Source organism: Saccharothrix variisporea, from assembly GCF_003634995.1.
Taxonomy (GTDB): Bacteria; Actinomycetota; Actinomycetes; order Mycobacteriales; family Pseudonocardiaceae; genus Actinosynnema; species Actinosynnema variisporeum.
On the sequence record NZ_RBXR01000001.1, the window covers coordinates 2,443,069 to 2,456,926 of the forward strand.

The following is a 13,858-nucleotide window of genomic DNA, read 5'->3' on the forward strand; positions in this document are numbered from 1 at the left end:
TTGCCGCTAAAACTTTTTGCTCGTTCCTCGCAAAAACTTTCGGCTGCAACCCCTGGAAAATGCGGTAGCCCTTCGGGCAGGCCATACGGTGGGGGAACCGAGGCCCTCCACTTGTAGCTGAGCTACCGCGCGCTCCGCGCGCCAAAAAGCACGCGCTGCGCGCGCCTCAGAGTGCGCTTCGCGCGAAGCGGGTGCTTTAGGGGTGTTATACGGCTAGCAGGGCGTTGACCGAGCGGCCGGCCAGGCGTTCGCGGCCGCCCAAGCCGGGGATCTCCAGCACGACCGACACGCCCGTCACGACGCCGCCAGCCCGCTCGACGAGCGCGCAAGCCGCCGCCGCGGTACCGCCGGTGGCCAGCACGTCGTCCACCACCACAACCTGCTGACCAGGCACGATGGCGTCCGCGGGCAGTTCCAGGGTGGCCGTCCCGTACTCCAGGTCGTACGACAGCCGGTGAGCCACCGCCGGCAGCTTCCCGGGCTTGCGCAAAGGCACGACCCCATAGCGCCAGCCGTAACCCAGAGCCGCGCCGAGCAGGAAACCGCGCGACTCGATCGCCGCCACCACCTGCGTGTCCGGGTGGATCTTGTCCTGGAGTGCGTCGACCACGGACCTCAGGGCATCGGGATTGGCCAGGACGGGCGTGAGGTCCCGGAAGACCACCCCCGGTTGGGGGAAGTCCGGGACCTCACGCAGCAGCCCTAGGGCTTTGTCCAGCTTCAACGGTGCTTCTTACCCGTCGGACGACGGCGGGCGTCAGTGGCCTTGCCGGTTCGGGACGGGACACCGGCTGCCGCGGCCAGGGCCTTCTCGTGCCGCAGTTCCGCCTTGAGCGACTCGTCGTCGGTGGACTCCACGACATCGCCACCGGTGACGACCTCGCCCGACGCCTTGCGGGCCAGGTTGTCGCGGCGTTGCTGCACTCGGGCCGCCTGCGCCTTGTACTTCGGGTCGCGCATCTTCAGCTCCACCGCGACCGGGGTCGCGATGAAGATGGACGAGATGGCGCCGATGGCCATACCGGTCAGCTGCACCAGCGCCAGGTCCTTCAGCGTGCCGACGCCGAGCAGGCCCACGCCGATCGCGAGCAGGCCCAGGACGGGCAGCAGCGCGATGAGCGAGGTGTTGATGGACCGCATCAGGGTCTGGTTGACCGCCAGGTTGGCCGCCTCGCCGTAGGTCCGGCGGGTCAACCCCAGCAGACCCCGGGTGTTCTCCTTGACCTTGTCGAACACGACGACCGTGTCGTACAGGGAGAAGCCCAGGATGGTGAGCAGACCGATCACCGTCGCCGGCGAGACCTCGAAGCCGACCAGCGAGTACACGCCGGCGGTGATGATCACGTCGTGCAGCACCGCGACGAGCGCGGCCACGGCCATCTGCCACTCGAAGTACAGCGCCAGGAAGATCGCCACGGCCAGGAAGAACACGCCGAGCGCGATCAGGGCCTTGGTGGTGATCTCGCCGCCCCACGACGCCGACACGGCGCTGTCGCTGATCGCGCTCACGCCGCCGTTGGGCTTCAGGTCGGCGTCCAGGCCTTCCTTCAGCTTGGCGACCTGGGGCGCGTCGAGCGTCTCGGACCGGAACTGGATGGTCGTCGCCGCGCCGGTGCCCACGGTCTGCACCGCGGTCGGCTCCTTGCCGATGGCCTTGGTGAACGACTCCTTGGCGGCTTCGACGCTGATCGTGCCGGACGCGCTCTGCGCGGGCAGCTGGATCCGCGTGCCGCCGGTGAAGTCGATGCCGAGGTTGAACTGGCGGAAGACGATCGACGCCAGGCACACCAGCAGGATCGCGCCGAACAGCACGTACCAGCGCTTGCGCTTGCCGACGATGTCGAACGCGCCGTTGCCGACGTACAACCGCTGGAACACGTTGCCCTTGGACTGCGCCATCGGACTCAGACCTCCTTCGCGGCGGTCTTGCCCGCCGACACGGCGGCCCGCTCGCCGGCGCCCACCTGGGCGGCGCCACCGAGACCGGACAGCTTCGGGCTGGACAGGGACTTCGACTTGGAGACCATCGCGACCAGCGGGTGCGTGACCAGGAAGACCACGACCAGGTCCAGGACGGTCGACATGCCGAGGGTGAACGCGAAGCCCTTCACCTGGCCCACCGCGATCACGTACAGGATGGCCGAGGCGAGGAAGCTGACCGCGTCCGCCGACAGGATCGTACGACGCGAGCGGACCCACGCGCGCGGCACGGCCGAGCGGAACGTCCGGCCTTCACGCACTTCGTCCTTCAAGCGTTCGAAGAACACCACGAACGAGTCCGCGGTGATACCGATCGCCACGATGAAACCGGCGATGCCCGCCAGGTCCAGGGTGAACCCGATCCAGCGGCCCAGCAGCACCAGCACCGCGTAGACCACGGCACCGGACAGCGCCAGCGACAGGATCGTCAGCACACCGAGCAGGCGGTAGTAGAACAGGCAGTACACGAACACCAGCGCCAGGCCGATGCCGCCCGCGATCAGGCCGGCCTTGAGCGAGGCCAGGCCCAGCGTCGCGGACACCGTCTCGGCCTCGGAGGCCTCGAAGGACAGCGGCAGCGAGCCGTACTTCAGGACGTTGGCCAGGCCTTCGGCGTCCTTCTGGGTGAACTTGCCGGAGATCTGGGTGTTGCCGCCCAGGATGGGCTCGTTGATGTTCGGCGCGGACACGACCTGGCTGTCCAGCACCACCGCGACCTGCTGGGACACGTTCGCCGAGGTGAACTTGCCCCACTTCTGGCCGCCCTCGCTCTTGAACGTCAGGTCGACGACGAAGCCCGCGCCCTGCGGGTCGGTGCCGGAGATGGCGTTGGAGATGTCCTCACCGGTCAGCCGCGAGTACAGGCTGTAGTCGTCGTCCTTGACCTGGGCGTCCTTGGCCGGGAAGACCGGCGCGAGCACGTACTTGAACTCGTTCTTCTGGTCGCAGGTCAGCAGCGGCAGCGCCGGGTCGTCGTTGCCCAGCAGCGGGTCCTTCTTCGGGCAGGTGAAGGCGGCCAGCGCCTGGGACACCGTCTGCGCGTCCAGCGTGGTCAGCGCCGGGTCCTGGCGGCAGGTCCGGGACTCCTTGATGGCGTCCTCGACCTTCTGGGAGTACTCGCCGTTGAACACCTTGCGGCAGTCCACCTGCGGCTCGGCCGGCGTCGACGGGGTGGTCGTCGCGGGCGGCGTGGCGGTGTCGGTCGGCTGCTGCTCCAGCGCCGGGGCCGGGCGGCCCTGGGCGGTGGTGGTCGGCGCGGCGGACGCGGTCTCCGAGCCCGACGGCGGGGCCGTGGTGGTCGGCGCGGCCGAACCCGACGTGCTCGGGGCGGTCGTGGTCGGCGCGGGCTCGGGCGCGTTGGGCTGCGGCGAGCCGACGACCTTGCGGAAGTTCAGCTTCGCGGTCTGGCCCAGGCGCTTGGCGTTCTCGCTGTCCGTGCCGGGGACCGTGATCACCAGGTTGGTGCCGTCGCGGACGACCTCCGCGCCGGAGACACCGAGCCCGTTCACCCGGGTCTCGATCAACTCCCTGGCCTGGTTGAGGGCCTGGTCGGTCGGCGTTTGGCCGTCTGGGGCGCGCGCGGTCAGCGTGACCCGCGTGCCGCCCTGGAGATCGATGCCGAGCTTGGGTGTCGCCTTGCCGCCCCCGGTGAAGAACACCAAGGAGTACAGCGCGACCACGATGAGGACAAACGCGCCCAGGTACTTCGCGGGGCGGATTTGCCCGGCCGGGGGTGCCACGGTCCGTCCGTCTCCTGCAACTGTCGTTGAGATGTCGACGCCGCCGCGACCGTGGGACACGGACCAGGGCAGCGCTTGTCCACCCGGCACTGCCCTGCCGGGTGATTGCGCAGCGTACCCCGCACCGTGTGAGTTGTCTGTCACCGGTTGGCGAACCGGTTCGGCCACCGCCGACCGGCTTTTCGACCGGCCATAATGCGTTGACTGGACCAATCACATCGGCCGTACGGCGTTCACACTTGACCCCGATTACCGGAGTCGTCCCAACAGGTGCGCGGCGGCGAAAGGATTGTGCCGCGCGTGCGACACAACCCCGATCGCCGTGCGCCTTACTTCTTGGTGTCCTGCTGTGCCGGCTCGGCGTCCGCGGCGGGCGCGTCCTCGACCACGTCGTCCACGACGGCGTCGGTCTCCTCCACGTCGGTGGCGACGACCTTCTCGCGGATCGCGGGACGCAGCCACGTGGTGACCACGCCGGGCGCGATCTCCAGGTCGATCGTCTCGTCGTCGCTCGCGTCGGCGACCGTGGCGTACAGACCCGAGGTCGTCATGACCCGGTCGCCGGGCTCGAGGGACTTGAGGAGCGCCTGCTGCTCGGCCGCGGCCCGCTTCTGCTTGCGCGCGCTGAGGAACAGCGGCACGGCCAGCAGCACGAGCAGCAGCGGGAACATCAAGGAAGACAGGTTGCCCATCATTCTCCGTTCAACCGGGCGCGGCGGGACTGGTCTGCCCGGAACGTCCGGATTTCCTGGGGTGCCGTCGCCGATTGTGCCAGGTGAGCGAACCCCGTCAGTCCCCGGCGTCGTCGAACAGGCTCCGGGTGCCCTCGCCGGGGGCCTTCGCGGGCGGCTGGAGGCCCAGGTGCAGCCAGGCGGCGGCGGTCGCGACCCGGCCGCGCGGCGTGCGGGCCAGCATGCCCGCGCGCACCAGGTAGGGCTCGCACACCTCCTCGACCGTCGTGGGCTCCTCCCCCACGGCGACGGCCAGCGTGGACACGCCCACCGGCCCGCCGCCGAAGCTGCGCACCAGCGCGCCCAGCACGGCCCGGTCCAGCCGGTCCAGGCCCAGTTCGTCCACGTCGTAGACGGCCAGGGCGTCCCGGGCGACCTCGCGGGTGACCGCGCCGTCCGCGCGCACCTCGGCGAAGTCCCGGACCCGGCGCAGCAGCCGGTTGGCGATGCGGGGTGTGCCGCGGGAGCGGCCCGCGATCTCCCGGCCGCCGTCCTCGCGCAGGTCCACGCCGAGGATCTTGGCCGACCGGCGGATGATCAGCTCCAGCTCGTCGGGGCTGTAGAACTCCATGTGCCCGGTGAAGCCGAACCGGTCGCGCAGCGGGCCGGTCAGCGCGCCGGACCGGGTGGTGGCCCCGACCAGCGTGAACGGGGCGATGTCGAGCGGGATGCTGGTCGCGCCCGGCCCCTTGCCGACGACCACGTCCACGCGGAAGTCCTCCATCGCCAGGTACAGCATCTCCTCGGCGGGGCGGGCCATGCGGTGGATCTCGTCGATGAACAGGACGTCACCCTCGACCAGGTTGGACAGCATCGCGGCGAGGTCGCCGGCGCGTTCCAGGGCCGGGCCGGAGGTGATGCGAAGGGACGCTCCCAGCTCGGCCGCGATGATCATGGCCAGCGACGTCTTGCCCAGGCCGGGCGGCCCGGACAGCAGCACGTGGTCCGGCGGGGCACCCCGCCGCATGGCCCCGCGCAGCACCAGTTCCAGCTGTTCGCGGACCTTGGGCTGGCCGACGAACTCGTGCAGGTCCTTGGGGCGCAGGGTGGACTCGACGTCCCGCTCGGCCGGGTCGGGCAGCGGGTCCAGCATGTCGTCGTCGCCTTCGAAGGACGTCATCGCTTGCGACCCAGCAGCGCCAGCGCCTTGCGGAGGACCTCGGAGGTGCCCTGCGCGGAGTCGTCGGCCAGCACGGTGTCCACGGCCTGCTCGGCCTGCTTGGCAGGGAAGCCCAGACCCAGCAGGGCCTCGGCGACCTGAGTGCGCACCTGGCCGGTGTTCGAGGCGGCGGGCGCGGACGGGAGCTGCCCGACCTTGTCCCGCAGTTCGATGCACAGCCGCTCGGCGCCCTTGCGGCCGATGCCGGGCACCTGGGTGAGCACGGTCAGGTTGCCCTCGGCGATGGCCGCGCGCAGCTTGTCCGGTTCCAGCACGGCCAGGGTCGCCAGGGCCAGCCGGGGACCGATGCCGGACACGGTCTGGAGCAGGCCGAACAGCTCACGCGACTCGGCGTCGGCGAACCCGAACAGGGTCAGCGAGTCCTCGCGCACGACCAGGGCGGTGGCCAGGGCGGTCTCCTCGCCCCGGCGCAGGGTCGCCAGCGTGGCGGGCGTGGCCTGCACGGCGAACCCGACGCCCCCCACCTCGACGACCGCGTGATCGAGTCCGATGGACAGCACCTGTCCACGAAGCGACGAAATCACTGGGTCTTCCCTCCGGTCGTGCGTGCGGCGGCTTGGGCAAGTCTCGCGCGGTGGGTGCGGGCGATGTCGGCGGCCCTGGCTTGGGCTTCTTCGAGCCGCGACCGCATGGGAGCGCGCCACAGGTGGCAGATCGCCAGGGCCAGGGCGTCGGCGGCGTCGGCGGGCTTCGGCGCGGTCTTGAGACCCAGCAGCTTGGTCACCATCGCGGTGACCTGCTTCTTGTCCGCGCGACCGGACCCGGTGACGGCGGCCTTGACCTCGCTGGGCGTGTGGAACATGACCGGCAGGTTCCGCCGCGCGGCGGCCAGCGCCACCACCCCGCCGGCCTGGGCGGTACCCATCGCGGTCCGGACGTTGTACTGGCTGAAGACCCGCTCTACGGCGACGACATCGGGCTTGTACTGGTCCAGCCAGGTCTCGACGGCATCAGAGAGCTCCAGCAGCCGAATCGCCAAGTCGGCGTCCACGGGAGTCCTGATGACATCCACCGCCACCGGACGAACCGTGCGGCCCGGACCGCCGTCGACCACCCCGAAACCGCATCGGGTCAGGCCGGGGTCGACTCCGAACACACGCACGCTGGTCCTCTCAGAAACGCCGCAACGAACACGCGTTCGAACCGTACCGGGTGGAGGTCCACGCCCCCTGTTCGACACGCTTTCAATCACAATGGGACACCCCGCCTTCGACGGAGCGTTACGGTGTCACTACAGTGGCTCGGTCATCTGATCGACTCCAGTCGCGGCATAGGCGGGGTGCCATGACCTTGAGACGGTTCAGCCTCATCACGGCTGCCGTCTGCCTCCTCTTGGTGGCGGTCGTGTCCCTCGTGGTCTCCGGGGTGCTGGATCGGTCTACCTCCGTCGCCGTCGACAAGTTCGCACAGCTGACCGGGGCCGTCGCCGCGATGGTCTGCTACTGGCGGGCCGGGTTGCGCCGGCAGGGCACGGCCCGGCGGTGGCGGCTGTGGATGGCGGCGGCGATGGCCAGTCTCGTGGTCGGGATGTGCGCGTGGATCTGGGGACAGGTGTTCCTCGGCGTCTCGCTGCCCTCGACCACCGTGGCGCCGCTGGGGTTCATCCTCGTGCCGGTGCTGACGCTGTTCGCAGTGCTGGTCCTCGGGCACGGCGGTTCGGGGTCGCTGCCCAACCACCGCAGCAAGGTCGTCGTCGTGCTGGACGGCCTGATCGTCGTCGGCTCGCTGTTCGTCCTCACGTGGGTGTCGCTGCTGGAGTCGATGGTCCGCGCGTGGGCCACCTCGGGGCCGGGGTTCGCGACCGTCGTGGCGCACCCGGCGGCGTACTTGGTGATGCTGGTCGTGCTGCTGGTGTCGTCGTGGTCGCACCGGTCGGTGCGGCAGCTGCCGATGCTGTTCGTGGCGATCGCGGGGTTGGCGCAGTCGTCGTCGGGCTGGGTGTTCGCGTTCCTGGTCAGCAAGGGCGCGACGGCGATCCCCACGGCGGCGGACATCGGGTTCATGATCTGCCCGGCGATGTTCTTCCTGTCCTCGATCGCCCCGAGCAGCCCGCGCCGGGAGCGGTCCGGGACCGGACGGCTGCGCGCGGGCGAGATGCTGCACATCCTGGTGCCGTACCTGCCGATGCTGGTCACCGGCCTGTTCATCGTGGTCGGCACGGCCACCGGCGTGCGGCTGAACCCGTTCGAGATCTACGTGGGCCTCGGGGTGGTGCTGCTGGTCATCGCCCGGCAGCTGTTCACCCTGATCGACAACGTCAAGCTGCTCGAACAACTCCGCGACAGCCGCGAACGCCTGCGGCACCAGGCCTACCACGACCCCCTCACGGGTGTGGCGAACCGCGTGCTGTTCCGGGAACGGCTCAACGCGGCACTCGACGGCCCGGACCCGCTGGTCGTGCTGTTCATCGACGTGGACGGGTTCAAGGACGTCAACGACAACTACGGTCACGCCGAGGGTGACGCCGTCCTGCGGATCGTCGCCGAACGCCTCCAGCACTGCGTCCGGCCGCAGGACACGGTGGCCCGGCTCGGCGGTGACGAGTTCGGCATCCTGGTCGACGGCTACCCCGCGGCGCCGGAGGAGATCGGCAACCGGGTGCTGGCGGCGATGGCGTCCCCGCACCGCACGCCCCAGGGCGAGCACCTCATCCGGGCCAGCATCGGCATCTCGCACCGGGAGTCCCACGACCCGGCGCTCACCGCGGACGACCTGCTGGGCAGCGCGGACGCGGCCATGTACACGGCGAAACGACTGGGCAAGGGCATGGTCGTGGTGCACGGATCGGTGGAGGCGGAGCTGACATGACCCCGGACGAGGCGATCTCCCTGCTGGGACTGGAAGAGCTGCCGGTGGAGGGCGGGCACTTCGGCCAGTCGTGGCGCTCGGCGGAGGCGTCGGCGATCTACTACCTGCTGCGCGCGCCGGAGTTCTCCGGCCTGCACGCGCTGACCCACCTGGAGATCTACGCCTACCACGCCGGCGCGCCACTGCGGATGCTGCTGCTGCACCCGGACGGCCGGGTCGAGCAGCCCGTACTCGGCCCGGACCTCCAGGCCGGCCAACGACCCCAGGTGATCGTGCCCGCCGGGGTGTGGCAGGCCAGCGAGCCGGCCGGCGAGTGGTCCCTGGTCGGAACGGTCGTCGTCCCGCCGTACACCGACGACGTGGTGAGCTTCGCCAAGGCCGACGAGATCGCCGCCGAGTACCCGGAACACGCCGACCTCATCCGCCGCTTCTGCCGTTTCTGACTCAGCGACCCCTTTCGGATCCCGGCGAGGTCTGCACGTCCATGGAGTTCTCCGTCTTCCTGCCCACCGGCTTCGGCCGCGACTGGGCCGGCGCCACCGACCCCGTCGACGCCTTCGACACCCTCACCCGGCTCGCCAAGGCCGCCGACGAGCTCGGGTACGCCGGCCTCTGGGCACCCGACCACCTGCACACCATCCCGCCCTCGCAGGACTTCCTGTTCGAGTCGTGGACCACGCTGTCCGCGCTGGCCCGCGAGACGTCCCGCATCCGCCTGGGCCACCTGGTCACCGGCAACGGGTACCGCAACCCGGCGCTCCAGGCGAAGATGGCCTCCACCGTCGACGTCCTGTCCCGCGGCCGGTTCACCTTCGGCATCGGGGCCGGCTGGTACGAGCCCGACCACGTCGGCTACGGCTACGAGTTCCCGCCGCCGGGCGAGCGGCTGCGGCGGCTGGAGGAGGCCGTGCAGGTCGTCCGCGCGCTGTGGGCGGCCGAGGAAGCGACCTTCGAGGGCAGGCACTACTCGGTGCGCAGGGCGATCAACCAGCCCAAGGGCGTGCAGGAGCGCATCCCGCTGATGATCGCCGGCGCCGGCGAGCGCGTGACGCTGCGGATCGTGGCCCGGTACGCGGACGCGTGCAACGTCATCGAGTCGCCCGAGGGGTTGGCGCACAAGTTCGAGGTGCTGCGCAAGCACTGCGCCGACCTGGGGACCGACTACGACCGCATCAAGCGCACGGCCACCACCGCGTGCATCATCGCCGACACCGACGAGGAGGCCCGCGCGCTCGTGCCGCCCGGGTCGGAGTTCGCGTTCCCGGGCGACCTGGCCTCCTACGGCCTGATCGGCACCCTCGACACCATCCGCGAGCGGATCGCCCGGTACGCGGAAGTGGGCGTGCAGGAGCTGGTGATCGGGTTCCTCGGGACGGACGTCGAGCCGCTCGAGCGGTTCGCCGCGGAGTTCCTCGGGTGAGCTTCGGGCACGAGGCGGAGCGCCACCGGCGGGAGCTGGTGGCGCACTGCTACCGGATGCTCGGCTCGGTGGACGACGCCGAGGACGCGGTGCAGGAGACCTACCTGCGGGCGTGGCGCGCGATCGACGACTTCGAGGGGCGGTCGTCGCTGCGCGTCTGGCTCTACCGGATCGCCACCAACGTGTGCCTGACCGCGCTGAGCCACCACAGCCGCCGCGTGCTGCCGTCGGGGCTGACCGCCCCGTCCGACGACCCGCACCGCCAAACGGCCTTCGCCGACCCGGAGGTCCGATGGCTCCAGCCACTGCCCGACGCACTCGTGACCTCGGAGGACGACGACCCGGCGGCGATCACGGCCATGCGCGACAGCATCCGCCTGGCCCTGATCGCAAGCCTCCAGCACCTCCCGCCACGACAACGGGCGGTCCTGGTCCTGCGGGACGTCCTGGCGTTCACCGCACCCGAGGTCGCCGAGGTCCTGGACATGTCGGTCGACGCGGTGAAGAGCGCCCTGCGCCGAGCCCGCGTTCGCCTGGCGGAGGTGTCCCCAGCCACCCGACCAACCCCCGAGCCCACCGACCAACGAGCACGGGAGCTCCTACGCCGATACCTCGACGCATTCGAACAAAGCGATGCCGCCGCACTGGAAGAACTGCTGCGAGCCGACGCGGCGCTGGAAATGGTGCCGGCGCGCACCTGGTTCGCCGGCAAAACAACCTGCGCGCCCTACCTCGCAACCCACGCCATGGAGGAGCCGGGCGACTGGCGGATGGAACCCCTCCGCGTCAACGGCCGCCTGGGCGCGGTGTCCTACCTGCGCGGACGACGGTTCGCCCTAGTCGTCCTCGACCTGGCGGAGGACGGGATCGCCCGGATCACGCTGTTCGGCGACCCCGTCCTCGACACGGCGGTCAGCCGAGCTTGCGCAGCAGCGGGAGCACGTCCTCGGAGAACTGGGTGAGGAACCGCTCCTGGTCGTGACCAGGGCCGTGGAAGACCAGGTGGTTCAGGCCCGCGTCCACGTACGGCCGGATCTGGGCGAGGGCCTCCTCCGGGTCGGAGGCGACGATCCAGCGCTTGGCGACCTGCTCGATCGGCAGCTCGTCGGCCAGGCGCTCCATCTCCTCGGCGCTGTCCACGCTGTGCTTCTGCTCGGGGGTGAGCGACAGCGGCGCCCAGAACCGGGTGTTCTCCAACGCCTTCCCGGGGTCGCGGTCGTAGGACAGCTTGATCTCGATCATCCGGTCCACCACACCGGCATCACGCCCGGCAGCCTCCGCCCCGGCCGCGACCGCCGGCAGCAGCTGCTCGGTGTAGAGCTCCATGCCCTTGCCCGAGGTGCAGATGAACCCGTCCCCGGCCCGCCCGGCGTACTTGGCCACGGTCGGCCCGCCGGCGGCGATGTAGATCGGCACGGGCTGCTCGGGCCGGTCGTAGATGTTGGCGTTGACGAGCCGGTAGTACTCGCCGTCGAAGTTGACGTTGTCCTGCGTCCACAACTCGCGGATCAACCGCACGGCCTCCCGCAACCGCGCGAACCGCTCCTTGAACTCGGGCCACTCCCGCCCGGACACGGCGATCTCGTTGAGCGCCTCCCCGGACCCGACCCCCAGGAACACCCGGTTCGGGTAGAGCAGGGCGAGCGTGGCGAACGCCTGCGCGATCACGGCGGGGTTGTACCGGAACGTGGGCGTCAACACGCTGGTCCCGAGCGTCACCCGCTTGGTCCGCTCCCCCACGGCGGACAGCCACGACAGGGCGAACGGCGCATGCCCCCCTTCGTGCCGCCAGGGCAGGAAGTGGTCGGACACGGTCACGCTGTCCAACCCGACTTCCTCGGCCAACACGGCGTACTCGACCAACTCCCGAGGCCCGAACTGCTCGGCAGACGCCTTGTACCCGACCTTCACACCCATACCCGCTCCGCTCCCCGATACCGACCCGGACCTCGCCGCACTCTAACGAGACCCACTTCGGCCAACCGCCCCCGACGAATGATCATTCCCCGCACGCCCGGCTTTTCGTCGCGCGCAGCGCGGTGTGCGGTGGTCTCAACCACAGGTGGAGGGCCTCGGTTCCCCCGCCGTATGGCCTGCCCGAAGGGCTACCACACTTCGGGTCGGGTGCAGCCAAAAGTTTTTGCGAGGAACGAGCAAAAAGTTTTAGCGGCACCCGGCCCGAAGTGTGGTTGGCTCCGCCAGGCCATACGGCGGGGGAACCGACGCCCTTCACCCCCCGCTGGCGGCCTGCCGCGCGGCGAGCGCCGCTTTTCATCTTTTGATCTTTCGATCTTCAGAGCCCGCAGCGCATGGCTCACCCCATCGTCTTCTGCCCATCCAGGGTCTCGCGGATGATGTCGGCGTGCCCGGCATGCTGGGACGTCTCAGCGATCAAATGCAGCAGAACCCGACGAACCGTCCACGACTCCTTCGCGAACCAGGGTGCCTCGGGCAGCGGGTGGGCGGTGTCGAGGTCCAGTTCCGCGATCAGGGCGTCCGTCTTGCGGGCCGTCTCCTCGTACGCGGCCAGGGTGTCCGCCAAGCTTTCCTCGGACGTGAGGCGGAAGCCGTTCTCCCAGTCGGCCTGCTCGCTCTCCATCAGCTCCGCGCCACCCACCGCGAAGCGCATCCAGCTCTCCTCGACCGTCCGCACGTGCTTGATCAAGCCACCCAGGGACAGGGCGCTCGCAGTCGGCGTCTCGCGGGCCTGCTCCTCGGTGATGCCCTGCACGGTGTACTTCAGGAAGCCGCGGTGCTTGGCCAGCGTGCTGAGCAGGTCGGTCTTCTCCGCGGAGAGCTTCTCGGCAGAGAGCGTTGCGGTGGTCATCGGGTCCGTCCTTCGTCCTCGTCCTCGTCGTTGTGGTCAACACTACGGAGCATTGCGGTCAACTCGTGTCCTCAATGCGGAAGTCGAGTGAAAATCTCCTTCCCGGCTTACGCTCCCCTGCGTGGACCTGCCCGTGATGCCGCCCGTCCGCCCGATGCTGGCCAAGGCCGTGCGCGAGGTGCCGCGTGGGGACGGTCTGGTGTTCGAGCCCAAGTGGGACGGGTTCCGCTGTGTCGTCTTCCGGGACGGGGACGAGCTCGAGCTCGGCTCGCGCAACGACCGGCCCCTGACCCGGTACTTCCCCGAGGTCGTGGAGCTGCTCAAACAGGGTCTGCCGGAGCGGTGCGTGGTGGACGGGGAGATCGTCATCGTCACACCCGAAGGCCTGGACTTCGGGTTGCTCCAGCTCCGCCTGCACCCGGCGGCATCCCGCGTCCGGAAGCTCGCCGCCGAGACGCCGGCCGACTTCGTGGCGTTCGACCTGCTCGCGCTGGGCGACCGGGACCTGACCGCCACGCCCTTCGGCGAGCGCCGCAAGCTGCTGGAACAGGCCCTGCGCCCCGCGAAGGGCCTCCACCTCACCCCGGCGACCGACGACCCGGACGTCGCCCAGGACTGGTTCACCCGCTTCGAGGGCGCCGGGTTCGACGGGGTCGTCGCCAAGCGCACCGACCTGCCCTACGAGCAGGACAAACGGGTGATGTGGAAGGTCAAGCACGAGCGCACGGCGGACTGCGTGGTCGCCGGGTTCCGGTGGCACAAGGACGGCGAGGGCGTCGGGTCGCTGATGCTCGGGCTCTACGACGACGGCCGGTTGCAGCACGTGGGTGTGGCGAGCAGCTTCACCGCCGCGCGTCGCCGCGAGCTGGTCGACGAGCTCGCGCCCTACCGGGAGAACGCGCTCGACGACCATCCATGGGGCGAGTGGGCGCAAGTGGACGCCCGCACCCCGGGTGCCGCGAGCCGGTGGGCGCCGACGAAGGACATGGCGTGGCAACCGCTGCGGCCCGAGCTGGTCGCCGAAGTCCGGTACGAGCACGTCGAGGGCCGTCGGTTCCGGCACACCGCCCGGCTGGTCCGGTTCCGCCCCGACCGGACGCCCGACTCCTGCACCTACGAGCAGCTGGACGAGGCACCGCCCGCCGAGCTGGCGGAGGTGTTCGGGCTGTGAGC

14 protein-coding genes are annotated in these 13,858 nt (G+C 70.1%); 5 read left to right on the forward strand and 9 right to left on the reverse strand.

Features of this window, described 5'->3' with window-relative positions; all coding sequences use genetic code 11:
• Positions 1-205: 205 nt before the first annotated feature.
• The 7 genes from DFJ66_RS10610 to ruvC form a co-directional block, all read right to left on the reverse strand.
• Positions 206-724 carry an adenine phosphoribosyltransferase gene (locus DFJ66_RS10610; protein ID WP_170199264.1) on the reverse strand — a complete coding sequence of 173 codons (519 nt, stop codon included), beginning with the start codon at positions 722-724 and terminating at the stop codon, positions 206-208.
• Positions 721-1,899 carry a protein translocase subunit SecF gene (secF, locus tag DFJ66_RS10615; RefSeq protein WP_121220323.1) on the reverse strand — a complete coding sequence of 393 codons (1,179 nt, stop codon included), beginning with the start codon at positions 1,897-1,899 and terminating at the stop codon, positions 721-723. The genes DFJ66_RS10610 and secF overlap by 4 nt, the downstream gene beginning before the upstream one ends.
• A 5-nt stretch (positions 1,900-1,904) precedes the next feature.
• Positions 1,905-3,719: a protein translocase subunit SecD gene (secD, locus tag DFJ66_RS10620; protein ID WP_121220326.1), complete on the reverse strand. Its 1,815-nt coding sequence runs from the start codon at positions 3,717-3,719 to the stop codon at positions 1,905-1,907.
• A gap of 329 nt (positions 3,720-4,048) precedes the next feature.
• Positions 4,049-4,411: a preprotein translocase subunit YajC gene (gene yajC, locus DFJ66_RS10625; protein ID WP_425471038.1), complete on the reverse strand. Its 363-nt coding sequence runs from the start codon at positions 4,409-4,411 to the stop codon at positions 4,049-4,051.
• Positions 4,412-4,508: 97 nt separating this feature from the next.
• On the reverse strand, positions 4,509-5,570 hold the full coding sequence (ruvB, locus tag DFJ66_RS10630; protein WP_121220328.1) for a Holliday junction branch migration DNA helicase RuvB: 1,062 nt from the start codon (positions 5,568-5,570) through the stop codon (positions 4,509-4,511).
• Positions 5,567-6,154 (reverse strand): Holliday junction branch migration protein RuvA, encoded by a 588-nt coding sequence (gene ruvA / locus DFJ66_RS10635; RefSeq protein WP_121220330.1) that lies wholly within the window; start codon positions 6,152-6,154, stop codon positions 5,567-5,569. Before ruvA ends, ruvB begins: the two co-directional genes overlap by 4 nt.
• Entirely contained in the window at positions 6,151-6,732 is a 582-nt protein-coding gene (gene ruvC / locus DFJ66_RS10640; RefSeq protein ID WP_121220332.1) for a crossover junction endodeoxyribonuclease RuvC, read from the reverse strand. Before ruvC ends, ruvA begins: the two co-directional genes overlap by 4 nt.
• 182 nt (positions 6,733-6,914) lie before the next feature.
• Between ruvC and DFJ66_RS10645 the strand changes: the two genes are divergently transcribed.
• The 4 genes from DFJ66_RS10645 to DFJ66_RS10660 are packed head-to-tail and all read left to right on the forward strand — an operon-like array spanning position 6,915 to position 10,820.
• Positions 6,915-8,438, forward strand: a complete 1,524-nt coding sequence (locus DFJ66_RS10645; RefSeq protein ID WP_121220334.1) for a GGDEF domain-containing protein — start codon at positions 6,915-6,917, stop codon at positions 8,436-8,438.
• Positions 8,435-8,881 carry a cupin domain-containing protein gene (locus DFJ66_RS10650; RefSeq protein WP_121220336.1) on the forward strand — a complete coding sequence of 149 codons (447 nt, stop codon included), beginning with the start codon at positions 8,435-8,437 and terminating at the stop codon, positions 8,879-8,881. Before DFJ66_RS10645 ends, DFJ66_RS10650 begins: the two co-directional genes overlap by 4 nt.
• A gap of 41 nt (positions 8,882-8,922) precedes the next feature.
• Positions 8,923-9,858 (forward strand): LLM class F420-dependent oxidoreductase, encoded by a 936-nt coding sequence (locus DFJ66_RS44080; RefSeq protein WP_121220338.1) that lies wholly within the window; start codon positions 8,923-8,925, stop codon positions 9,856-9,858.
• Complete coding sequence (locus tag DFJ66_RS10660) at positions 9,855-10,820, forward strand: RNA polymerase subunit sigma-70 (RefSeq protein ID WP_246029679.1); 966 nt, start codon at positions 9,855-9,857, stop codon at positions 10,818-10,820. Before DFJ66_RS44080 ends, DFJ66_RS10660 begins: the two co-directional genes overlap by 4 nt.
• Here the strand turns inward: DFJ66_RS10660 and fgd are convergent.
• Complete coding sequence (gene fgd, locus DFJ66_RS10665; protein ID WP_121220342.1) at positions 10,771-11,775, reverse strand: glucose-6-phosphate dehydrogenase (coenzyme-F420); 1,005 nt, start codon at positions 11,773-11,775, stop codon at positions 10,771-10,773. The two genes, DFJ66_RS10660 and fgd, sit on opposite strands and share 50 nt — an antisense overlap.
• Positions 11,776-12,172: 397 nt before the next feature.
• Positions 12,173-12,685, reverse strand: a complete 513-nt coding sequence (locus tag DFJ66_RS10670; protein WP_121220345.1) for a DinB family protein — start codon at positions 12,683-12,685, stop codon at positions 12,173-12,175.
• A gap of 121 nt (positions 12,686-12,806) precedes the next feature.
• Between DFJ66_RS10670 and DFJ66_RS10675 the strand changes: the two genes are divergently transcribed.
• Positions 12,807-13,856: an ATP-dependent DNA ligase gene (locus DFJ66_RS10675; protein ID WP_211351068.1), complete on the forward strand. Its 1,050-nt coding sequence runs from the start codon at positions 12,807-12,809 to the stop codon at positions 13,854-13,856.
• Positions 13,857-13,858 lie beyond the last annotated feature (2 nt).